General features: G+C 72.1%; 20 protein-coding genes (1 of these 20 cut by a window edge). 8 read left to right on the top strand and 12 right to left on the bottom strand.

All coding sequences use genetic code 11. The annotated features are described in order from the left end of the window. Nucleotides 1-374 carry the 5' portion of a 2-dehydro-3-deoxy-6-phosphogalactonate aldolase gene (locus DK412_RS05405; RefSeq protein WP_109971113.1) on the bottom strand. The gene continues 238 nt to the left of window position 1, outside the view, so 374 of the gene's 612 nt are visible here — the first part of the coding sequence; its start codon is at nt 372-374; the stop codon falls past the left edge of the window. Next, complete coding sequence (locus DK412_RS05400; RefSeq protein WP_109971112.1) at nt 365-1240, bottom strand: 2-dehydro-3-deoxygalactonokinase; 876 nt, start codon at nt 1238-1240, stop codon at nt 365-367. Before DK412_RS05400 ends, DK412_RS05405 begins: the two co-directional genes overlap by 10 nt. 245 nt (nt 1241-1485) lie before the next feature. Between DK412_RS05400 and fahA the strand changes: the two genes are divergently transcribed. From fahA to DK412_RS05385, 3 genes are all read left to right on the top strand, one after another. Then, nucleotides 1486-2829: a fumarylacetoacetase gene (gene fahA / locus DK412_RS05395; protein WP_109971111.1), complete on the top strand. Its 1344-nt coding sequence runs from the start codon at nt 1486-1488 to the stop codon at nt 2827-2829. After that, nucleotides 2826-3146 carry a non-heme iron oxygenase ferredoxin subunit gene (locus DK412_RS05390; RefSeq protein WP_109971110.1) on the top strand — a complete coding sequence of 107 codons (321 nt, stop codon included), beginning with the start codon at nt 2826-2828 and terminating at the stop codon, nt 3144-3146. Before fahA ends, DK412_RS05390 begins: the two co-directional genes overlap by 4 nt. Nucleotides 3147-3310: 164 nt before the next feature. Then, nucleotides 3311-3583, top strand: coding sequence for a hypothetical protein (locus tag DK412_RS05385; RefSeq protein ID WP_245447442.1), 273 nt, complete (start codon nt 3311-3313; stop codon nt 3581-3583). Nucleotides 3584-3657: 74 nt separating this feature from the next. Here DK412_RS05385 and DK412_RS05380 read toward each other — a convergent pair whose 3' ends face one another. Both DK412_RS05380 and DK412_RS05375 read right to left on the bottom strand, forming a co-directional pair. Next, nucleotides 3658-4713 carry a Gfo/Idh/MocA family oxidoreductase gene (locus DK412_RS05380; RefSeq protein ID WP_109975079.1) on the bottom strand — a complete coding sequence of 352 codons (1056 nt, stop codon included), beginning with the start codon at nt 4711-4713 and terminating at the stop codon, nt 3658-3660. A 91-nt stretch (nt 4714-4804) separates the two neighbouring features. Further along, the gene (locus DK412_RS05375; RefSeq protein WP_109971108.1) at nt 4805-5722 is read right to left on the bottom strand and encodes a 2-dehydropantoate 2-reductase; all 918 of its coding nucleotides are present in this window, start codon (nt 5720-5722) and stop codon (nt 4805-4807) included. Between the two features lie 174 nt (nt 5723-5896). On the opposite strand from DK412_RS05375, the gene zwf reads away from it, so the two are divergent. The 3 genes from zwf to DK412_RS05360 are packed head-to-tail and all read left to right on the top strand — an operon-like array spanning nt 5897 to nt 12089. Continuing rightward, nucleotides 5897-7447: a glucose-6-phosphate dehydrogenase gene (zwf, locus tag DK412_RS05370; protein WP_109971107.1), complete on the top strand. Its 1551-nt coding sequence runs from the start codon at nt 5897-5899 to the stop codon at nt 7445-7447. A gap of 2 nt (nt 7448-7449) precedes the next feature. Next, nucleotides 7450-9366 carry an amylo-alpha-1,6-glucosidase gene (locus DK412_RS05365; protein WP_245447441.1) on the top strand — a complete coding sequence of 639 codons (1917 nt, stop codon included), beginning with the start codon at nt 7450-7452 and terminating at the stop codon, nt 9364-9366. 20 nt (nt 9367-9386) lie between these two features. Beyond that, entirely contained in the window at nt 9387-12089 is a 2703-nt protein-coding gene (locus DK412_RS05360; protein ID WP_109971105.1) for a glucosidase, read from the top strand. Between the two features lie 188 nt (nt 12090-12277). Here the strand turns inward: DK412_RS05360 and DK412_RS05355 are convergent, their stop codons facing one another. Beyond that, entirely contained in the window at nt 12278-13543 is a 1266-nt protein-coding gene (locus DK412_RS05355) for a class I SAM-dependent RNA methyltransferase (RefSeq protein WP_109971104.1), read from the bottom strand. After that, on the bottom strand, nt 13540-14283 hold the full coding sequence (locus DK412_RS05350; protein ID WP_109971103.1) for a TlyA family RNA methyltransferase: 744 nt from the start codon (nt 14281-14283) through the stop codon (nt 13540-13542). Before DK412_RS05350 ends, DK412_RS05355 begins: the two co-directional genes overlap by 4 nt. Before the next feature lie 116 nt (nt 14284-14399). On the opposite strand from DK412_RS05350, the gene DK412_RS05345 reads away from it, so the two are divergent. Continuing rightward, the gene (locus DK412_RS05345; protein WP_109971102.1) at nt 14400-14936 is read left to right on the top strand and encodes a superoxide dismutase family protein; all 537 of its coding nucleotides are present in this window, start codon (nt 14400-14402) and stop codon (nt 14934-14936) included. Nucleotides 14937-14982: 46 nt separating this feature from the next. Here the strand turns inward: DK412_RS05345 and dxs are convergent, their stop codons facing one another. The 6 genes from dxs to serB form a co-directional block, all read right to left on the bottom strand. Continuing rightward, nucleotides 14983-16992, bottom strand: a complete 2010-nt coding sequence (dxs, locus tag DK412_RS05340; RefSeq protein WP_204165503.1) for a 1-deoxy-D-xylulose-5-phosphate synthase — start codon at nt 16990-16992, stop codon at nt 14983-14985. Between the two features lie 57 nt (nt 16993-17049). Beyond that, nucleotides 17050-17340, bottom strand: coding sequence for an exodeoxyribonuclease VII small subunit (locus DK412_RS05335; RefSeq protein ID WP_048465388.1), 291 nt, complete (start codon nt 17338-17340; stop codon nt 17050-17052). A gap of 140 nt (nt 17341-17480) precedes the next feature. Continuing rightward, the gene (locus DK412_RS05330; protein WP_109971100.1) at nt 17481-17993 is read right to left on the bottom strand and encodes a protein-tyrosine phosphatase family protein; all 513 of its coding nucleotides are present in this window, start codon (nt 17991-17993) and stop codon (nt 17481-17483) included. A 22-nt stretch (nt 17994-18015) separates the two neighbouring features. Further along, nucleotides 18016-18600 carry an HD family hydrolase gene (locus DK412_RS05325; RefSeq protein ID WP_109971099.1) on the bottom strand — a complete coding sequence of 195 codons (585 nt, stop codon included), beginning with the start codon at nt 18598-18600 and terminating at the stop codon, nt 18016-18018. Nucleotides 18601-18626: 26 nt separating this feature from the next. Beyond that, nucleotides 18627-19256 (bottom strand): DNA-3-methyladenine glycosylase I, encoded by a 630-nt coding sequence (locus DK412_RS05320; RefSeq protein WP_109971098.1) that lies wholly within the window; start codon nt 19254-19256, stop codon nt 18627-18629. 36 nt (nt 19257-19292) lie between these two features. After that, on the bottom strand, nt 19293-20189 hold the full coding sequence (gene serB, locus DK412_RS05315; RefSeq protein WP_109971097.1) for a phosphoserine phosphatase SerB: 897 nt from the start codon (nt 20187-20189) through the stop codon (nt 19293-19295). 57 nt (nt 20190-20246) lie between these two features. Between serB and miaA the strand changes: the two genes are divergently transcribed. Next, nucleotides 20247-21179: a tRNA (adenosine(37)-N6)-dimethylallyltransferase MiaA gene (miaA, locus tag DK412_RS05310; RefSeq protein WP_109971096.1), complete on the top strand. Its 933-nt coding sequence runs from the start codon at nt 20247-20249 to the stop codon at nt 21177-21179. Nucleotides 21180-21213 lie beyond the last annotated feature (34 nt).

Genomic DNA, 21213 nt, shown 5'->3' with positions numbered 1-21213 from the left:
GCACCGGCATCGAGCAGCGCGAACGCCTCGGCCGGCGTCAGGAAGCCCGGCATCGCCACCATGCCGCGGGCCTTGGCGGCGCGCACCAGGGCCGGATCGGCGTGGGGCGTCACCAGGAGGCGTCCGCCGGCCTCGGCCACCGCCGCGACCTCGGCCTCGCGGCGGAAGGTGCCGGCGCCGACGAGCGCCCGGTCGCCGAGGCGGGCGGCCAGGCGGCGCACGCTCTCGACCGGCTCGGGCGAGTTCAACGGCACTTCGAGGATCACGACGCCCGCCGCCACCAGTGCCTCGCCGATGGCCTCGACCTCGTCGGGCGTGACGCCCCTCAGGATCGCCACCAGGGGGCAGCGCAAGAGCCAGCCCGTCACATCCATTCGGTTCTCTCCCCGATCAGCGCCAAGCCGCGGGCGGCGGCGTCCGGATCGCCGGCGACCGCTTTGCCGCCCTTGAGGGCGATGGCCCGGCCGTAGAGCGCCATCAGCGGGCCGGAGCCGACGAGACGCACGAGCGCGGGTTCGGTCATCGCGGCCGCGACGTCGTGCCCGATCAGCAGGCCCGACAGGTAGCTCGCCGCATCCTCCGGCGCGAGGCGTCCGAACAATCCGAGGGCCCGGGTGCCGAACAGGTGGTGGAGCAGGCCGCCGCCTTCCGCCGAGCGGGCGACGCCCGCCTCGAAGGCGGGGCCCAGCTCCGCCGGCCCGGTCATCATCCGGCCGAGGATCGTGTGACCGCTGAGCGCCGCGAAGGCCTCGCCGGTCATGCTGGTGCTGAAGCCGGCGATGCGACCGCCCGCGACCCGCACCCACTTGGCGTGGCTGCCGGGCAGGCAGATCAGCGCGTCCTCGGCGCCGGCGAGCGCCCCGAAGACCTGGACCTCCTCGCCGCGCATCACTTCGGGCGTGCCCGCCGCGTCCGCGGCGCTCAGGCCCGGCACCAGCCGCACCGAGGCGCCCGCGAACGGCACCGGCACGAGGGCGGCCGCCAGTTCGTCGAGCCCCGCCGGACAGGCGAGATACGGCGCCTCCTGCCAGCCCTGGCGGCTGCCGACCATGCCGGAGAGCAGCACCCGGGTCTCCCCGGCCGCCAGCCAGTCGCCGACCATCTCCGTGAGGGCCGCCGGAAAGCCGCCCTCGGGCACCCGCAGGATGCCGCCCGCGCCCTCGCGCCGTGCCAGCACCGCGCCGTCCGGCGCGAGCCGATAGGCCCGGGCGCTGCTCGTTCCCCAATCCACCGCGATCATGCCCGGTGCTGTGCCCCAGGGCCGGCCCGAGCGCAACCACCCTCGCGCTTGACGCTGGGGGCGGCCGCTCCTATCCAGGAAAAAAGGTTGCAACTGAAACCAACCGACCGGGCAGGAAAGGGTCGCGCCATGACCGTGGAGGCGATGACCGCGCAGGCCGTGACCGATCGGGCGTCGTCCGGACGTCGGCCCGCGTCGGGGTTCGGCGCCGAGGGCGTCGACCCGGGCTGGGCGGGGGCGCGGTGATGACGATCCCGACGGATCTCGACCACACGCACGATGTCGCCGCCCGTTGCTGGGTGCCGGGTGCCGACGGGCATCCGGACTTCCCGATCCAGAACCTGCCGCTCGGGATTTTTTCACCCGGAGACCCGGCGTCGATGGACCCTTCGGCCGCCGACGGCGCGAGGCGGGCCGGCGTCGCGATCGGCGACTACGTCCTCGACCTGCCGGCGGCGCGGGCCGCCGGCCTCCTGACCGGCGAGGCGGCGCAGGCGGTCGCGGCGGCGGAAGCCGGCGAGCTCAACGGGCTTCTCGCCCTCGGCACCCGTCCGCGCCGGGCCCTGCGCGACCGGCTCTTCCGGCTCCTGCGGGTCGAGAGTCCGGACCGCGACCGGGTGATGCCGCTCCTGCATCCCGCCGCGTCCTGCACGCTGCACCTGCCGGCGCGGATCGGCGACTACACCGACTTCTTCGTCGGCATCCATCACGCCGCCCAGACCGGCCGTCTGCTCCGGCCCGACCAGCCGCTGCTGCCGAACTACAAGCACGTGCCGGTCGGCTATCACGGCCGCGCCTCGTCGATCCGGCCCTCCGGCATCCCGGTGCGCCGGCCGCACGGCCAGGCGAAGCCGCCGCATCTCGATGCGCCGGTCTTCGGTCCGTCGCGCCGGCTCGACTACGAGCTTGAACTCGGGGTTTGGATCGGGCCCGGCAACGACCTCGGCACCCCGGTGCCGATCGCCGAGGCGGCCGGGCAGGTGGCGGGCTTCTGCCTGCTCAACGACTGGTCGGCCCGGGACATCCAGGGCTGGGAGTCCCAGCCCCTCGGGCCGTTCCTCGCCAAGAGCTTCGCGACCACGATCTCGCCCTGGATCGTCACGCCGGAGGCGCTGGCGCCGTTCCGCATCCCGCAAGGCGCGCGGCCGGAGGGCGACCCCGCCCCCCTGCCCTACCTGCTCGACGCCGCCGACCAGGCCGGCGGCGCCCTCGACCTCGAACTGGAGATCTGGCTCGCGACCCGGGCCTCGCGCGAGGCCGGTTCGGGCCCGCACCGGATCGCGCGTTCCAACGCCCGGCACATGTACTGGACGGTGGCGCAGATGATCGCCCATCACACCAGCGGCGGCTGCGACCTGCGCCCGGGCGACCTCCTGGGCACCGGCACGCTGTCGGGCCCGGACCCAGATTCCTGCGGCAGCCTGCTCGAGACCACCCGGGGCGGCAGGGCGCCGATCCGCCTCGGTACCGGCGAGGAGCGCCGTTTCCTGGAGGACGGCGACGAAGTCATCCTGACGGCGCGGGGCCGGCGCGAGGGCTTCGCCCCGATCGGCTTCGGCGCCTGCCGGGCGGTGGTACTGCCCGCATGACCTGGCATCCCGTGGCCGACCTGGCGGAGTTCGCGGAAAGCCCCGTGCTCGCTCGCGAGGCCGGCGGCGTCGCCCTCGCGCTGTATCGGGTCGAGGGCACGGTCTACGCCACGCAGGCGCATTGCACCCATGCCGGGGTATCCCTCGCCGGGGGCGAGGTGGTCGAGGGCTACATCGAGTGCCCGGCGCATTACGGCCTGTTCGAGATCGCCACCGGGCGAGCCCAGGGCGGGCCGGTCTGCCGCGACCTCGCGATCTATCCGGTCCGGATCGACGGGGCCCGGGTGTGGGTCGAGGTCGCGCCCGACGGTGCGTGAGCGGGTACCGCGCCGGCCGGATTGTCGCTCACGGAATGATGAAGTGTCAGTTCTGACAGGCGGCCCTAGACTACGCCTACCGCTCCACAAATGACGTGGAGTTTCTGACACCGGAGGCGTCCATGAAGAGATTGTATCTCGCCGGTATCGCGGTGTTTCTCGCCATGCCGGCCTACGCGCAGACTGGATCCGACCCTGCCGAGATCAGGGAACCCGGGCCGAAGCGGCTCACGACGCCGTATCAGGGCCGTGAAGAAGTCTTCGAGGGCAGCCGGACGCAGATCGACAATTCCGGCCCCGGTTCCACCGGGACCCTCGCGCGCAGCGGAACCGGCGCCGACAACTGGTCCAACGATACCGCCAACACCTCGAACTCGACCGATCCCGAGCGCGGACTGCCGAATACCGGGGGCAGCGGCGGGGATGGCGGCGAGTAGCCGGCCGCCGCTCAGGTACAGGACCCGGCCGCCGGCGCCCTCGGGCAGGCCGGCGGCGCATCGCCGGGACGACTTCAGCCGGCCGGGACCTCGACGGTCCCGCCCGCCCGCGCCGCCCGCATGATGGCATCGACGACGCGCAAGTTCTGCAGGCCGTCGCGAGCGCTCACCAGCGGCGTGGCCTCGCCGCGGATCACCGCTACGAAATGGGTGATCTGCTCCGCCAGCGGGTCGGCGCGCTCGACCGGGAGCGTGTCGCAGGCGAAGGGCTCGAACCAGGAGCGGGACTCCAGCTTTGCGTAGCGCTTCAGCCGCAGGCTCGGCACCGCGAGCGAACCCTCGGTTCCGAGGATCGTGTAGGCGTCCTCGTCGGGATAGGTCGGATAGGCGTCGTTCTCGCGCGAGGTCTGCTCCCAACTCCGGGCGGAGGCGGCCGTATCGGAGAGAAGGAAGGTGCCGAGCGCCCCGTCGACGAAGCGAAGGGTCACGGCGACCGTGTCCTCGATGGGAAAGCCGCGCACGGCGTTCGAGGCGACGGCCTGGACGGCGGCGATCTCGCCGACCATCGCCCGCAGGTTGCCGATCTCGTGGATCATGTTGATGAGGAGCGGACCGGCGCCCGGCTCGCGCCTCCAGGTATTGGGCCCGTCGAAATACGCGTCGGGCTTGTAGAAGACCGCGCTGCCGATCACTCCGACGATCCGGCCGAGAATCCCGGCACGTACCGCCTCGACGGTCCGCCGCAGGAGGGGACTGTACAGGCGGTGATGGCCGACCAGCACCCGGGCGCCGACCTTCTCCGCAGCCGCGACCAGGCGCTCGCCTTCGTCCAGGTCGTGCGCGAGGGGCTTCTCGATCAGCACCGGGATGCCGGCCGCGATGCAGGCAAGTCCTTGCGGGACGTGCAGGCGGTTCGGCGTCGCCAGGACCACGCCGTCCGGCCGGTCGGCGGTGATGCACGCCTCCAGAGTGTCGTAGAGCGGACGGCCCACCCGTCTGGCAAGAGCGGCTGCGCCCTGCATCGGATCGACGATGGCCGATATCGTCGCCCCGGGATTCTTCGAGATCTCCTCGATGTGCCGCCGCCCGATCTGGCCCGCACCAACGACCGCGATCCTCGCTTCGTTCACCTCGGCCGCCCGTCGCACGGCAGATCCGGCGCTTGGTGGCGAAGCTGATGAGGATTCGCCGGACGGCACAAGTCCGGGTTCCCGGAACGCTCTACCGGTCCCCCGCCAGTCCCCGCCCGCTCACCGCGCCGGCGAGCGCCAGGATCGCCCGGTTCAGCGGCACGTCGATCCCGTGGCGCCCGGCGGCCTCGACGACGGCGCCGGTGAGGTGGGCGTGCTCCAGGGGACGGCCGGCGAGGCGGTCGTAGAGCATCGAGCTGCCGCCGTCTCCGGTCATGCGCCGGTAGCCCTCGAGGATGCGGGTGGCGTCCTCCCCGGTCAGGCGGGCGCCCTCGGCGTTGGCGACCCGGATCACCTCGTCCATCAGCCCGCGGGCGAGGTCCTGGATCGCCGGGTCGTTGAAGATCGCGATGCGGCGCAGGGTCAGGGCCGTGATCGGGTTGACCACCGCGTTGCTGAGGAGCTTGCGCCACGCCACCGTGACGAAATCCGCCTCCTGGGTGATCTCGAACGGCGTGCCGGCGAACAAAGCCGCGAAGGCGGCCCCGTCCGGACCCGCCGGCACGGTCATCTTCGTGCTGCCGTGATGGGTGATGCGGCCCGGCGCCGTTCGCTCGACCGAGCAGTAGATGATCGCCGGCAGCACCGTCGTGCCTTCAGCCAGGTGCGGCCGGGCCCGCTCCGCCTGGCCGACGCCGTTCTGCACCACCACCACCCGGGTCCGGGGGCCGACGAGGCGGCGGAACCACGGCTCGGCGCCCGCGGTGTCCTGCGCCTTCGTGGTCACCAGCACCCAATCCATGGGGCCGACCTCGGCCGGATCGGCGACGATGCGCACCGGCACCTCGCGCTCGCCCGCCGCATCCGTGACGACGAGGCGGTCGAACGGCGTGCGCACGCAGAGCGTGACCGCCCGCCCGACCCGCTCCAGCGCCCCCGCCAGGTAGCCGCCGATCCCGCCGCTCCCGATCACCGCGACGCTGCCCGCCTGACTGGTGCCGTCCGCCATCGTTCCGCTCGCTCTGGAGGTCTCGTCGGCCGGGACCTTAAGGCCGCGGCGGAAACCCGGAAAGACCGGGAATCGGCGGGGCGGGCCTGCATCCCCTGCCCTCCGCCCTCCCTTGCCTGCTGCGCTGCGGGATCTAGCTTCAGCGCCGTCGCCCCCGACGGCCAGGAGTTCCCCATGACGTCCGAGACAGCCACGACGTCGCACGTCCCGGTAGAGGGGCACGCCGCCTCCGGCAGCCGGCCGGCCCCGCCCTGCACGATCGTGATCTTCGGCGCCGGCGGCGACCTGACGAAGCGCCTGCTGATGCCGGCGCTCTACAACCTCGCGGGCAGCCGCCTCCTCGACGGCACCACCACGATCTGGGGCGTCGACCACAGCGACGCCACGGACGAGAGCTGGCGCAAGAACCTCTCCGACACGATGGAGTCCTTCACCAAGGACGAGACGGCGGAGTTCCACGCCAAGCATATCGACCCGGCCGCCTGGGGTTTCGTGCGCGACCGGCTGCATTACCTCAAGGGCGACTTCCTGGCCCCCGAGACCTACCGGCAGATCGGGGAGAAGATTCCCGGCAACGCGGTGTTCTACCTCGCGGTGGCGGCGCGCTTCTTCGCGCCGATCGTCGAGCATCTGGGCGAGGCAGGGCTCTTGAAGCAGGGCGACGGCGCCTTCCGCCGCGTGGTGATCGAGAAGCCGTTCGGCAGCGACCTCGCCTCGGCGCGCGAGCTCAACCAGCGGATCCTCGCGGTCGCGGACGAGTCGCAGCTCTACCGGATCGACCACTTCCTGGGGAAGGAGACGGTGCAGAGCATCATGGCGATCCGCTTCGCCAACGGGATGTTCGAGCCGATCTGGCGCCGGGACTTCGTCGACCACGTCCAGATCACCGCCGCCGAGACCATCGGCGTCGAGGAGCGCGGCGCCTTCTACGAGCCGACCGGCGCGTTGCGCGACATGGTGCCCAACCACCTGTTCCAGCTGCTCTGCATGACCGCGATGGAGCCGCCGGTCTCCTTCGACGCCGAGGCGGTGCGCACCGAGAAGGCGAAGCTCGTCCAGGCCGTGCGCCCGGTCCAGCCGGAGGACGCGGTGCGCGGCCAGTACCGGGCCGGGACCGAGCAGGGCCGCGCCGTGCCGTCCTACCGCGACGAGCCGCATGTGGCCAAGGACAGCCGCACCGAGACCTACGCGGCCCTGAAGCTCACCATCGACAACTGGCGCTGGGGCGGGGTGCCGTTCTACCTGCGCACCGGCAAGCGGATGACCGGGCGGCGCACCGAGATCGCGGTCCACTTCAAGCCGGCGCCCTACCGCCTCTTCCGCGACACCCCGGTCGACCAGATCGCCCCCAACATCCTGCGGATCATGGTCGATCCGGTCCAGGGCATGACCACCGAGTTCAACGCCAAGGTGCCGGGCCCGTCGATGCGCCTCGGCGCCGTCCGCTCGACGTTTCGCGAAGGGGATTTCTTCGCGCAGGAGCCGAATGTCGGCTACGAGACCCTGCTCTACGACTGCCTGTGCGGCGACGCGACCCTGTTCCAGCGCGCCGACAACATCGAGGCGTCCTGGGCCGCAGTCGATCCGCTGGTGAAGGCCTGGGGCGCGGGCGGCGAGCCTGAGCCTTACGAGTCCGGCAGCGCCGGGCCGAAGGCCGCCGACGATCTCCTCGCCCGCGACGGCCGGCGCTGGCTGCCCCTGGATGGCGACTCGTCGGGCGACTGACCGTGGAGGACACCCGCGAGTGGCTGGAAGCCGACGGGCTCGGGGGCTTCGCCTCCGGCCCGGTCGCGGGCCCGCGCACCCGGCGCTACCACGCGCTCCTTCTGACGGCCACGACCCCGCCGACCGGGCGGGTGGTGCTGGTCAACGGGTTCGAGGCCGAGGTCGCGACCGAGGGCGGGACAGTGCCGCTCTCGACGCAGGCCTACGCGCCGAACGTGATCCACCCGGACGGCTGTCGCCACATCATCGATTTCGCCCCCCGGCCCTGGCCGCTCTGGACCTACCGCCTGCCGGACGGCACCACGATCCGGCACGAGGTGCTGGTCGAGCCCGATTCCTGCGAGACGCTCCTGCGCTGGCAGCGCATGACCGGCGACGGCCCGTGCACCCTGACGGTGCGCCCGCTCCTCTCGGGACGCGACTACCACGCTCTCCACCATGAAAACCCGGCCTTCGCCTTCGCGGCGGCCTTCCAGGGTGGCAACGTCGTCTGGCGCCCCTATTCCGATCTGCCGGCGGTCGCGGCGCTCACCAACGGGACCTATGTCCACGCGCCCGAGTGGTACCGGAATTTCCTGTACGATGCGGAGCGTGACCGCGGCCTCGACGCGGTCGAGGACCTGGCGAGCCCGGGAGCCTTCACCTTCGACCTCGCCGCCGGTCCGGCGGTGATGATCCTGCGCAGCGGCGACGGGCTCGGGATCCGGGCGGCGGCCCATGCCGAGCGCCTCGTCGCGTCCGAGCGGACGCGGCGCGAGGCGCTGTCGCCGCTGGCGCTGGCCGCCGGCGCCTACCTCGTCGACCGGCCGGGCGGGCGCACCCTGGTGGCGGGGTTTCCGTGGTTCACCGATTGGGGCCGCGACACCTTCATCGCGCTCCGCGGCCTCCTCCTCGACACCGGCGCGCTCGCGCAGGCGCGCGCGATCCTGCTCGCCTGGGCCGGCGCGGTGAGCGAGGGCATGATGCCGAACCGCTTCCCCGACCGCGGCGAGGCGCCGGAGTACAACGCCGTCGACGCCTCGCTCTGGTACGTGGTGGCGGTCCACGACACGCTCGCCGCCCATGCCGCCGACGGGCGTCCGGTGCCGGAGGCGGAAGGCGCGCGCCTCGCCGAGGCCTGCGGGGCGATCCTCGACGGCTACGCCGCCGGGACCCGCTTTCGCATCGCGCCCGATGCCGACGGGCTGCTGCGCGCCGGCGTGCCGGGGGTGCAGCTGACCTGGATGGACGCCAAGGTCGGCGACCGGGTGATCACGCCCCGTATCGGCAAGCCGGTCGAGATCCAGGCGCTGTGGATCAACGCGCTCAAGATCGGCATCGCCCGCTGGCCCGGCCGGGCCGCGCAGTGGCATGACCTGGAGCGGCGCGCCTCAGCCGCCTTCGACCACTTCGTCTCGCCCGCGGGCGCCCTCTTCGACGTGATCGACGCCGACCACGTGCCGGGCGCGGTGGATGCCCGGATGCGACCGAACCAGATTCTTGCCGTCGGTGGCCTGCCCTACCCGCTGCTGACCGGTGACGCCGCCCGGGCGGTGGTGGATGCCGTCGAGGCACGCCTCCTCACGCCTTTGGGCCTGCGCTCCCTCGATCCCGGCGATCCGGATTATCGCGGCACCTACGCGGGCGGGCCGGCGGAGCGGGACGGCGCCTACCACCAGGGCACGGTCTGGCCCTGGCTGATCGGTCCCTTCGTCGATGCCTGGCTTTCCGTGCGCGGCCGCTCGCCGGCAGCGAAGGCCGAGGCGCGGGCGCGCTTCCTGCCGCCGATCCAGGCCCATCTGGATCAGGCCGGCCTCGGCCACGTCTCGGAGGTCGCCGACGGCGACCCACTCCACCGCCCCGGCGGCTGCCCGTTCCAGGCCTGGTCCCTCGGCGAGCTGATCCGCGTGCGGCGGATGCTCGGCCTCGATCCGGTGTGACACCCGTGGAGGATCCCGCGATGCCCGGTCCCGTCCCCTGCCTCACCGACACCGAGGAGGGCCGTCGCCTCGCCGCCGTCGCCACGGAGGGCTGGCATCGTTGGGGGCCGTACCTGAGCGAGCGGCAATGGGGCACGGTGCGGGAGGATTACAGCGCGGGCGGCACCGCCTGGGACTACCTGCCCCACGACCACGCCCGCTCCCGTGCCTATCGCTGGGGCGAGGACGGCATCGCGGGTTTCAGCGACGACCGCCAGCTCTGGTGCCTGGGCCTCGCCCTGTGGAACGGCCGCGACCCGATCCTGAAGGAGCGGATGTTCGGCCTCACCAACAGCGAGGGCAATCACGGCGAGGACGTCAAGGAGCTGTGGTGGTACCTCGACGCCACCCCGACGCATTCTTACATGCGGATGCTCTACAAGTACCCGCACGCCGCCTACCCCTATGCCGACCTCGTCGCCGAGAACGGACGGCGCAAGGGACAGAACCTACCGGAATACGAGATCGCCGACACCGGCGTGTTCGCGCAGCGGCGCTACCACGACGTGACGGTGGAATACGCCAAGGCCGCGCCCGACGACGTCCTGATGCGGGTGACGGTCGTCAACCGCGGCCCCGACCCGGCGGAGCTCCACGTCCTGCCGCAGCTCTGGTCGCGCAACACCTGGTCGTGGGGACGGGAATCTTGGGAGCCGGAGCATCCGCGCCCGCTCCTGCGCCTGACCGAGACCGGTGCCGTCGAGGCGACGCGCAAGAGCCTGCCGCCGATGCGGTTCGCCGCTCTGCAGCCGGCCGAGTTCCTGTTCTGCGAGAACGAGACCAATGCCGGTCGTCTCTTCGGCACATCCGGGCCTGCCCACCCGAAGGACGCGATCAACGATCGCGTGGTCGAGGGGCGGCGCGAGGCGGTGAACCCGCTCGCCGAGGGCACCAAATGCGCCGCCTGGGCGACGGTCACCGTGCCGGCGGGCGGCACCACGGTGCTGCGCTTCCGCCTGAGCCCCGCCGCAGGCCCGGACGACCGCGACGTCGCGGGTTTCGACGCCGTGATGGCGCGCCGCCTCGCCGAGGCCGACGCCTTCTACGGCGCGCTCCAGCGCGACATCGCCGATCCGGATGCCCGCCTGGTGCAGCGCCAGGCGCTCGCCGGCATGCTGTGGTCGAAGCAGTTCTACCATTTCGACGTCCGGCGCTGGCTCGCCGGCGACCCGGCCCAGCCGGCCCCGCCCGAGGCGCGCCGCCACGGCCGCGACAGCGACTGGACGCATCTCAACAACGCCGACATCGTCTCGATGCCGGACAAGTGGGAATACCCCTGGTACGCGGCCTGGGACCTCGCCTTCCACTGCGTGACCTTCGCGCTGGTCGACCCAGCCTTCGCCAAGGGCCAGCTGATCCTGCTCACCCGCGAATGGTACATGCACCCGAACGGGCAATTGCCGGCCTACGAATGGGCCTTCGGCGACGTGAACCCGCCGGTCCATGCCTGGGCGGCGCTCCGGGTCTACCGTATGGACCAGGCGATGACGGGGACGGCCGACCGCGCCTTCCTGGAGCGGGTCTTCCACAAGCTGATGCTGAACTTCACCTGGTGGGTGAACCGCAAGGATGCCGGCGACCGCAACGTCTTCCAGGGCGGCTTCCTCGGCCTCGACAATATCGGCATCTTCGACCGCTCGGCGCGGCTTCCCACCGGCGGCACCCTCGACCAGGCCGACGGCACCGCCTGGATGGCGATGTACAGCCTCAACCTGATGCGCATCGCCCTCGAACTCGCGATCGAGGATCCGGTCTACGAGGACATCGCCACCAAGTTCTTCGAGCATTTCCTCACCATCGCCGAGGCGATGACCCATGTCGGCGGCAACGGCACTGGGCTGTGGGACGAGTCGGACGAGTTCTACTACGACGTGCTGAGCCTCCCTGATGGCCGCCAGGTGCCGCTCCGGGTGCGCTCCCTCGTCGGGCTGATCCCGCTCTGCGCCGTCGAGGTGCTGGACGAGGATATGGGGAAGCGCTTCCCCGATTTCGCACGCCGTGCCCGGTGGCTCCTCACCCACCGCCCCGACCTCGCCGCCCAGGTCTCGCGCTGGGAGGAGCCGGGCCGCGGCAACCGGGTGCTGCTCTCGCTGCTGCGCCGCCACCGCATGAAGGCGCTCCTGCGCCGGATGCTCGACGAGACCGAGTTCCTGTCCCCCCACGGCGTGCGCTCCGTCTCGAAGGCGCATGCGGCGGCGCCGTTCCGCTTCCCCTGGGACGGCGAGACCTTCGCGGTCGATTACGAGCCGGCGGAATCGACCACCGCGGTATTCGGCGGCAACTCGAACTGGCGCGGCCCGATCTGGCTGCCGATCAATTTCCTGCTGGTCGAGGCCCTGACCGAGTTCGGCCGCTTCTACGGACCGGACTTCAAGGTCGAGTGCCCGTCGGGCTCGAAGACCTACCTCACCCTGCCGGAAATCGCCGACGAATTGTCCGCGCGCCTCACCCGCCTGGTCTTACGCGGCCCTGACGGCCGGCGGCCGGTGCTGGGCGACGAGTCCCTGTTCCAGGACGATCCGCACTTTCGCGACCACGTCCCGTTCCACGAGTATTTCCACGGCGACACGGGGGCCGGGCTCGGGGCGGCGCACCAGACCGGGTGGACCGGGCTGCTCGCGCTGCTGTTGCAGCCGCGGCGGAATGTGGCGGGCGGGCAGGTGCCGGCGGCGCCGGAGAAGTGAGATCAGGCATCGGTGTGCTTCATCCTACCCATAACCTCATCCTGAGGTACGAACGAAGTGAGCCTCGAAGGAGGGCTCCAGAGCGCGCTGAGACTTCTGGAGTCCTCCTTCGAGGCCGCTACGCGGCACCTCAGGATGAGGTCGTGAATGAGATGGACTAAATTTTAACGTATACTTATGAGCGGATATTACCGCTTCTTCCCAGGCCGCCGGAACACGCCGACGATCTCGACATGCGGCGAATGCCGGAACTGATCGACCGGGGTCACCGCCTCGAGCGTGTAGCCGCCCCGCACCAGCAGCGCGGCATCGCGCGCGAAGCTGCCGGCGTCGCAGGACACGCCGACCACCACCGGCACCTTCGATTCGGCGATTCTTGCGCTCTGCGCCTCGGCGCCGGCGCGGGGCGGATCGAACACCACGGCGTCGTAGCGGTCGAGCTCGGGGGCCAGGAGCGGGCGCCGGAAGAGGTCGCGGCGCTCGGTGGTGATGGTGCGCAGGCCCGCCGTGTCCCGGAAGGCGCGGTCGAGGGACGTGAGTGCCGCGGCCTCGCCCTCGACCGCGTGGACGGTGTGGCCTTCCGCCAACGCCAGCGAGAAGGCGCCGGCGCCGGAGAAGAGATCGACGACGCGTTTGGCCTTACTGGTCCCCTTGGCCTTGCCCACCCCCTCGACGACGAGGCGGGCGAGCGTCGCCTCCCCCTCCGCCGTCGCCTGGAGGAAGCCGCCGGCCGGCGGCACCAGCCGGGAGCGGCCGGCCGGGATCTCCGGCGGGCGGCGCACGATCAGCACATCGCCATGGAGCGAGATCCGCGCGAGGTCGAGTTCGCCCGCGAGCAGGACCAGCGCCTGGCGCGCCCGGTCGGAGGCCGGCCCGTGGCCGCGGATGTCGACGTCGAGGCCGCCCGCGGTCGCGGTCACCTGCACGTCGAGGGGCTTAGCCCCTCCGCCGCCGAGCGGCCGGCTCACCCGGCGGGCGATCTCGGGGGCACGGTGCAGGGCGACCTCCGTGATCGGGCAATGGTCGATCGCCACCAGCGCGTGGCTGCGCGCCGCCATGAATCCCGCCTGCGGCCCGCCCTCGCCGGCGCGCACGTGCAGGGTGATGCGGCGGCGACCCGCGCCATGGGCGTCGAGGAGCGGCGCCACCGGTGCCGCGATCCCGGCCCGCGCCAGCGCCCCGACGACGAGGTCGCGCTTCCAGTCGGCGTAAGGCGCGGGCGCGAGGTGCTGGATCGCGCAGCCGCCGCAGGTACCGAAATACGGGCAGAACGGCGCGATCCGATCGGCTGACGGGGTCAGCACCGCGTCGAGCCGGGCGCGGGGCGGGCGGCTCCCCTCCTCCGCTTGCGCCCGCACCGTCTCGCCCGGCAGCGCGCCCGGCACCACGATGCCGTCCGCCGTCACCCCGTCACCGCGCAGGCCCAGGCGGGCGATCTCCATCACGTCGCTCATCGCGCACACTCCCGCACCGCGCCGATCAGGAATTCCTTGTTGCCGTCGCCGCCCTCGACCGGCGACGGAATCAGGCCGCGAACCGCGAAGCCCAGGGACTCGATCAGCGCCTGGATCCGCCCGCAGACCTCGTTTTGCACCGCCTCGTCACGCACCAGCCCGCCGCGGCCGACATGCGCGCGCCCGGCCTCGAATTGCGGCTTGATCAAAGCCGCGAGCGCGGCGTCGGGCGCCAGGAGCGGAATCACGGGCGGCAGGACCAGCCGCAGGGAGATGAAGCTCACGTCGATCACCAGGAGGGAGGGCGGCACGGGAAACGGGGTGAGGGCGCGGGCGTCGGTCGCTTCCAGCGCCGAGACGCGGGGATCGCCGGCGAGGCTCGGATGGAGCTGGCCCCGGCCGACATCGACGGCGTGGACGAGGGCCGCGCCGCGGCGCAGCAGCACGTCGGTGAAGCCGCCGGTCGAGGCGCCGAGATCGAGGCAGGTCCGGCCGGCGGGATCGATCCCGAACGCGTCGAGGGCGGCGGCGAGCTTGAGCCCGCCGCGGGACACGTAGGGGTGCGGGGCTTCCGCCACGATGGCGGCGCTCCGGGCGATCAGGTCCGAGGCCCGGCGCACGACGACTCCGTCGGCCCGCACCAGCCCGGCCTCGATCGCGGCCTGGGCCCGCGCCCGACTCTCGAAATGGCCCGCCTCCACCAGGAGGCGGTCGGCCCGCAGGCGCTCGCCCGTCGTCATCACCCTTTGTCCTTGGTCGAATAAGTGCGGCCCCGTCGCGACTTCGCTCGCGCCGGGCCGTCCCCACCGGCGCCGCGCGCCCTAGCTAGACCGCGACACACGAGGAGAGTGGTCCCATGAGAATCGTCACGCTCGCCGGCGCCCTGGCCCTCGGTCTGGCGGCCCCGGCCCTCGCGCAGGACAAGCCCGCCGACCAGGCCGCGCCGACGACCTACGACGCGCCGATCGTCAACAACAAGGGCGAGACGATCGGCAAGATCGCGCTCCGCGACGGCGCCAACACCCTCGTGATGCGGGTGACGATCCAGGCCGGCGGCCTGCCGCCCGGCTGGCACGGCATCCACTTCCACGCGGTCGGCAGCTGCGCCGATACCGACAAGTTCCAGGAGTCGAAGGCGCACGTCAATCACGACAACGCCAAGCACGGCCTGCTGAACGCGGAAGGGCCCGACGAGGGCGACCTGCCGAACGTCTACGCCAATGCCGACGGCTCTGTGAATGCCGAGGTGTCGAGCGACACGCCGCTCACCGGCGAAGGCGGCCTGAAGGACAATGACGGCTCGGCCCTGATCATCCACGCCAACGAGGACGACCATGCCACCCAGCCGATCGGGAATGCGGGCGCCCGCATCGGCTGTGCGGTGATCAAGTAACGCGAGAAACCGGGCCGCGTCCGCCGGACGCGGCCCGGGACGGGTTCTAGCGCTGGCGCCGGGCGACGCTGACGACGTTGCTGGCGGTCACGTTGCCAGCGGACTTGGGCGCCTCCCGCGCCGGCAGGGTCGCCTCCACCACCTTGACGATCGAGGCCGCGTCGAGACCGGCCTCCGCGTACATCCGGTCCGGCGTGTCGTGCTCCTGGTAGGTATCCGGCAGCGTCAGCGTCCGAACCCGCACCTTGCCCTCGTCCAGCGCGCCGCGCCCCGACAACAGGTGCAGCACCATCGCCCCGAAGCCGCCCACCGACCCCTCTTCCAGGGTCACCAGAACCTCGTGGCTCGCCGCAAGGTCCAGGATCAGCGCCTCGTCCAGGGGCTTGGCGAACCGCGCATCCGCCACCGTCACGGCGATGCCGGCCGCCTCCAGACGCTCCGCCGCCTTCAAGGCCTCCGCCAGGCGCGTGCCCAGGCTCAGCAGCGCCACCCGCGCGCCCTCCGGACGCCGGATCACCCGCCCCTTGCCGATCGGCAGCACCTCGCCCGTCTCGGGCATTTCGACGCCGACGCCCTCGCCCCGCGGGTAGCGGAACGCGATCGGACCCGAATCGTGCGCGTGGGCGGTCGCCACCATGTGCACCAGCTCGGCCTCGTCGGCCGCCGCCATCACCGTCATGTTCGGCAGGCAGCACAGATAGGCCAGGTCGAACGCGCCCGCATGCGTCGCGCCGTCCGCCCCCACCAGACCGGCCCGGTCGAGGGCGAAGCGGACGGGCAGGTTCTGCAGCGCCACGTCGTGCACCAGCTGGTCGTAGCCGCGCTGCAGGAACGTCGAGTAGATCGCGCAGAACGGCTTGAACCCTTCCGTCGCCAGGCCACCCGCGAAGGTCACCGCGTGCTGCTCGGCGATGCCGACGTCGAAGGTCCGCTCGGGATGAACCTTGGCGAACAGATCGACGCCGGTGCCCGACGGCATCGCGGCGGTGATCGCCACCACCTTGTCGTCGGCGTCCGCCGCCTTGATCAGGCTCTCGCCGAACACGCGGGTATAGGCCGGGGCGTTGGGCTTGGCCTTGGTCTGCTTGCCCGAGACGACGTCGAACTTCACCACCGCGTGGCCGCGATCGGCCGCGGCCTCGGCGGGCGCGTAGCCCTTGCCCTTCTGGGTGACGACGTGGACCAGCACCGGGCCGTCGGGCGCGTCGCGCACGTTCTTGAGGACGGGGAGCAGGTGGTCGAGGTTGTGGCCGTCGATCGGCCCGACATAGTGGAAGCCGAGCTCCTCGAACATCGTGCCGCCGCCGGCCAGGATGCCGCGAGCGTACTCCTCGGCCCGCGCCGCGGTGTCGTAGATCGCCTTCGGCAAGAGCCGGCCGAACTGCTTGGCGGTGTCGCGCAGCGAGCGATACGTGTCGCCCGAGACGAGGCGGGCGAGGTAGGACGACATGGCGCCGACGGGGGGCGCGATCGACATGTCGTTGTCGTTGAGGATGACGATGAGGCGGCTCTTCAGCGCGCCGGCGTTGTTCATCGCCTCGTAGGCCATGCCGGCCGAGATCGAGCCGTCGCCGATGACGGCGACCACGTTGCGGCGCGGGGGCGTCTCCCCGCGGGCTTTCGCAGCGGCGTCCGAGAGGTCGCGGCCGATGGCCATGCCGAGGCCGGCGGAGATCGAGGTGGAGGAGTGGGCGGCGCCGAAGGGATCGTAGGGGCTCTCGGCGCGCTTGGTGAAGCCCGAGAGGCCGCCGCCCTGGCGCAGGGTGCGGATGCGGTCGCGGCGGCCGGTCAGGATCTTGTGGGGATAGGCCTGGTGGCCGACATCCCAGATGATGCGGTCGTCGGGGGTGTTGAAGACGTAGTGCAGGGCGACGGTGAGCTCGACGACGCCGAGGCCCGCGCCGAGGTGGCCGCCGGTGACGGAGACGGCGTCGATGGTCTCGGCGCGCAGCTCGGCGGCGAGCTGGGTCAGGTCGCTCTCGGGCAGCTGGCGGAGATCCGCCGGCTCGCGGACGCGGTCGAGGAGGGGGAGATTGAGCGGTGACACCGGAGCCATCCTCACGTCCGGAAGGGGAGAACCCGCCGCCGGAACCCGGCGCGGAATTGGGAGCGATCAGGCGACATCGAGCGGCGCCGTGCCGGCGGCGCGTCCGTCCGCCCCGAGGGTGATGCGCTGGATGCGCGCCTCGGCGCGCTGCAGCAGCGTCTCGCAGTGACGCTTGAGGGCCTCGCCGCGCTCGTAGATCGCGACGGATTCGTCGAGCGGCACGTTGCCCTGCTCCAGGCGCTGCACGATGCCCTCGAGTTCCTCGAGGGCCTTCTCGAACGGCAGGTCCGCGGGTCCGGCCGGGCCGGCGGGTGCGGAGACGGCCGCGCGGCTGGCATCGGACCGGGCTGCGGACATGCGCGAAGATGCTCCCATGATGAGCGTTGGGTTATGGCGAGTGAGGTGGCGCGAAACAACCCTTCGGCGGTGCCGCAGGGCCGGGATGAGGCTGCGAATGCCCGTTTGCGCGCCAGGGCTGCGTTTCGGCCACAGTGGAATCAGTCGATGGTGACGCTGAAGGGCTCGCCCTCGAAAGCGTCCGCACCGCGGCCGATCGCCGCGACGGCCGCCACCATGCGCCCGTCCCGGCCGAGGAGCGCGTCTGCCACCGCGACGAGGCGCCGGTTCGGCGTCGCCGAGGGCGAGGCGTCGCGCAAGCCCCGGGCGATCTCGGCCTCGTCGCGGTCCGGCCGCAGGGCGCAGGCCGCGATGAAGGCCGCGGCCGTCGAGCGGCTGATGCCGGCGTAGCAGTGGATCACCAGCGGCTGCTCGCGCGGCCAGGCACGAACGAAGTCGAGGAGCCGCTGCACGTGGGCCTCGTCGGGCAGGACGTGGCCGTCGAGGGCGTCGGTGATGTCGCTGATGCCGACGAACAGGTGGTCGGCTTCCGCGACCGCCGCGGGCCGCGTCACCGGCGTGCCGGCGTTGATCAGCGTCACCACGTGACGCGCGCCCGTGGCCGCGACGGTCTCGGGCAGGCGGGACAGGGCGCAGACGTGCAGGGTCGGCATGGCGCGGCAAACGTCCTTCGGCTCACGATACGGAAACGGCCTGCAAGGCCCCGGCCAACGCGTGGAAGCGGGCGAGGAAGGCCCCTTGCGCCTCGGCGGTCGGCCAGGGTTCGAGCAGGGCATCGAGGGGCGCCTCGATGCGGTCGGGTCGGCCGAAGACCCGCACGGCCTCGACTTGAGAGAAGCCGGCGAGCCGCGTCGCCTCGAGATACGCGCTCAGGCGGTCGGCGCGCTTGATCAGGCGCTGCATCGCGGCGGTCGGCGCCGGCGTCAGGCCGAAGCGCAGGCGAATCGCCGCGAGGAGCCGCGTCTCCACCGCCTTGTAGGAATGGCCGATCGCCGCCTTGAACGGCGAGATGATGTCGCCGATCACGTATTCGGGGGCGTCGTGCAGCAGCAGCTCCAGCCGCCCGGCCGGATCGAGGCCGGGCTCGAAGGCGCCGCCGATCGCCTCGACGAGGAGCGAGTGCTGCGCCACCGAGAAGACGTGGGGCCCGGCGGTCTGGCCGTTCCAGCGCGCCACCCGCGCGAGCCCGTGGGCGATGTCGACGATCTCGACGTCGAGGGGCGAGGGGTCGAGGAGGTCGAGGCGCCGTCCCGAGAGCATTCGCTGCCACGCCCTGGCTTGAGGGCTCACGAGGCGATCCCGGGACCAGCCGGCCCCGGCAGGGCGGCGCACGCGTCGTGGCGGCAGCAGCCGACGAGGTGGTCGTTGATCATGCCGACCGCCTGCATGAAGGCGTAGACGATGGTCGGGCCGCAGAAGCCGAACCCTTCCGCCCTGAGCGCCTTCGACATCGCTCGCGAGACCGGGCTCTCGGTCGGGATGTCGGCGCGGGTCTCCGGGCGCGGCTGGAGCGGGCGCCCGTCGACGAAGTCCCACAGGAAGGCCGAGAAGCCGGGGCCGCGCTCCTGGATCGCGAGATACGACCGGGCGCTGCGGATCGTCGCCTCGATCTTGGCGCGGTTGCGGATGATGCGGGTATCCTGCATCAGCGCCTCGACCTCGGCCGGCCCGAACCGCGCGATCGCCGCGGGCTCGAAGCCCGCGAAGGCGCTTCGGAACCCGTCGCGGCGGCGCAGGATGGTGATCCAGGACAGGCCGGCCTGGAACCCGTCGAGGATCAGCTTCTCGTAGAGGGCGCGGTCGTCGTGCTCCGGCACGCCCCACTCGGTGTCGTGATAGGCGACATAGAGCGGGTCGGTGCCCGGCCACCCGCAGCGCGGGCAGCCGTCGGGATGCAGAATCAGTCCGGTCGACATCCGGTGTCGTGTAGCGGTGCAGGGCCGGAACGCAACCTATTCGACGAATTCGGCGGCCGCGAAGCCCTGGAGATAGAGGAGCCCGGTGAGGTCACCGTGGTCGATGCGGGCATGGGCGGCGGCGGCGACCGCGGGCTTCGCCCGGAATGCCACGCCCAGGCCCGCCTCCTCCAGCATCGCCAGGTCGTTGGCGCCGTCGCCGACCGCCAGGGTCTCGGCCGGGTCGAGGCCGAGGCGGGTGCGCAACTCGATCAGGGCCGCGCGCTTGGCGTCGCGCCCGACGATCGGCTCGGCGACGGTGCCGGCGAGCCGGTCGCCCTCGGTCTCGAGGCGGTTCGAGCGGTGCTCGTCGAACCCGATCTTTTCCGCCACCGGCCCGGTGAACAGGGTGAAGCCGCCGGACACCAGCGCCGTGTAGGCGCCATGGGCCTTGAGGGTGCGCACCAGGGTGCGCCCGCCCGGCGTCAGGGTGATGCGCTCCGCGATCACCTCGTCGATGGCGCTCACCGCCAAGCCCTTGAGCAGGGCGACGCGCTCGCGCAGAGCCGGCTCGAAGGCGATCTCGCCCCGCATCGCCCGCTCGGTGATCGCCGCGACATGGGTCTTGAGACCGACCTGATCGGCGAGCTCGTCGATGCATTCCTGGCCGATCATGGTCGAATCCATGTCGGCGAGAAACAGCCGCTTGCGCCGGTGCGCGCTCATGACCTGAACCGCGACGTCGATCGGCTCACCGGCGAGCGCCGCGCGCAGGCGCTCGGCCAGGGCAGGCGCCGCAGCGGGCGGCCCCTCGACCAGCATTTCCGCCGCGACCTCGCCGTGCAGGATGCGCGGTTGATGCTCGGTCGCCAGCACCCGCCGGGCTTCGGCCAGCACCGCGTCGGTGATGGCGGGGCGCTCCGGGTTTGCTATCAGGGTCGCGACCAAGGTCATTGGAGAAGCTCGGGCTCGTCGTCGGTGGCGTCCCGGCCGCGCGCGAGAGGGGCAGGCATGGACGGGCGGGTTCGGGCGATCCTCATCGCAGGGCCGACCGCCTCGGGCAAGTCGGCCCTGGCGCTGGCCCTGGCGCGCCGGCACGGCGGCGTGGTGATCAACGCCGATTCGATGCAGGTCTATCGCGACCTCCACCGGCTCACGGCGCGGCCGGCACCCGAGGAGGAAATGCAGGCGCCGCACCGCCTCTACGGCACCGTGGACGGCGCGGTGAATTTCTCCGTCGGCCATTACCTCGCGGAGGCGGGCCGCGTCCTGGCGGAAGCCTGGGCGGCGGGCCGCCTGCCGATCGTCGTCGGGGGAACGGGCCTCTACTTCATGGGATTGACCGACGGGCTCTCGGAGATTCCACCGGTGCCGGACGACATCCGCGCCGCGATCCGGGCCGATGCCGAGGGGCGCGACACGCCCGACCTGCACGCCGCTCTCGCCCGCCGCGATCCCGACGGCGCCGCCCGCCTCGATCCCAACGACCGCCTGCGGGTGCTCCGTGCGCTCGAAGTGCTGACCGCCACCGGGCGGCCGATCGCTACCTACCACCATGCGCGCCGGCCCGGCCCGATCGCCGGCCTTGCCTGTCGCAAGCTGTTTCTGACTCCGGACCGGGAGGTGTTGCGGGCCCGGATCGATGCCCGCTTCCTCGCCATGATGGCGGCGGGCGCCCTCGACGAGGTGCGGGCGCTCGCCGCCCGCGACCTCGACCCGATGCTGCCGGTGATGCGCGCCCACGGTGTGCCGGGGCTGATCGCTCACTTGCGCGGGACGCTCTCCTACGACGAAGCGGTGGCCCGGGGACAGGCGGATACGCGGCGCTACGCCAAGCGGCAGGTGACGTGGTTTCGGCACCAGGCGGGGGCGGAGTGGGAGTGGCTGACGCCGGGAGCGGCGATGGCCGGGGTCGAGGCGGGGATGTGGGACGGGGCGAGCTGACCGACATGCAACCCTCGATGCCATCCCGGGGCCG

Origin of the sequence: Methylobacterium sp. 17Sr1-1, from assembly GCF_003173775.1 — a bacterium.
In the GTDB taxonomy this organism is placed as follows: Bacteria; Pseudomonadota; Alphaproteobacteria; order Rhizobiales; family Beijerinckiaceae; genus Methylobacterium.
The sequence above is the reverse complement of the archived record's forward strand: the minus strand, read 5'-3'. Positions and strand labels throughout refer to the sequence as shown.

Coding starts and splice junctions, on each gene's coding strand:
- DK412_RS05400 (WP_109971112.1), bottom strand. CDS start 1,240: ATGATCGCGGTGGATTGGGGAACGAGCAGCGCCCGGGCCTATCGGCTC.
- fahA (WP_109971111.1), top strand. CDS start 1,486: ATGACGATCCCGACGGATCTCGACCACACGCACGATGTCGCCGCCCGT.
- DK412_RS05390 (WP_109971110.1), top strand. CDS start 2,826: ATGACCTGGCATCCCGTGGCCGACCTGGCGGAGTTCGCGGAAAGCCCC.
- DK412_RS05385 (WP_245447442.1), top strand. CDS start 3,311: ATGCCGGCCTACGCGCAGACTGGATCCGACCCTGCCGAGATCAGGGAA.
- DK412_RS05375 (WP_109971108.1), bottom strand. CDS start 5,722: ATGGCGGACGGCACCAGTCAGGCGGGCAGCGTCGCGGTGATCGGGAGC.
- zwf (WP_109971107.1), top strand. CDS start 5,897: ATGACGTCCGAGACAGCCACGACGTCGCACGTCCCGGTAGAGGGGCAC.
- DK412_RS05360 (WP_109971105.1), top strand. CDS start 9,387: ATGCCCGGTCCCGTCCCCTGCCTCACCGACACCGAGGAGGGCCGTCGC.
- DK412_RS05355 (WP_109971104.1), bottom strand. CDS start 13,543: ATGAGCGACGTGATGGAGATCGCCCGCCTGGGCCTGCGCGGTGACGGG.
- DK412_RS05350 (WP_109971103.1), bottom strand. CDS start 14,283: ATGACGACGGGCGAGCGCCTGCGGGCCGACCGCCTCCTGGTGGAGGCG.
- DK412_RS05345 (WP_109971102.1), top strand. CDS start 14,400: ATGAGAATCGTCACGCTCGCCGGCGCCCTGGCCCTCGGTCTGGCGGCC.
- dxs (WP_204165503.1), bottom strand. CDS start 16,992: ATGGCTCCGGTGTCACCGCTCAATCTCCCCCTCCTCGACCGCGTCCGC.
- DK412_RS05335 (WP_048465388.1), bottom strand. CDS start 17,340: ATGTCCGCAGCCCGGTCCGATGCCAGCCGCGCGGCCGTCTCCGCACCC.
- DK412_RS05330 (WP_109971100.1), bottom strand. CDS start 17,993: ATGCCGACCCTGCACGTCTGCGCCCTGTCCCGCCTGCCCGAGACCGTC.
- DK412_RS05325 (WP_109971099.1), bottom strand. CDS start 18,600: ATGCTCTCGGGACGGCGCCTCGACCTCCTCGACCCCTCGCCCCTCGAC.
- DK412_RS05320 (WP_109971098.1), bottom strand. CDS start 19,256: ATGTCGACCGGACTGATTCTGCATCCCGACGGCTGCCCGCGCTGCGGG.
- serB (WP_109971097.1), bottom strand. CDS start 20,189: ATGACCTTGGTCGCGACCCTGATAGCAAACCCGGAGCGCCCCGCCATC.
- miaA (WP_109971096.1), top strand. CDS start 20,247: ATGGACGGGCGGGTTCGGGCGATCCTCATCGCAGGGCCGACCGCCTCG.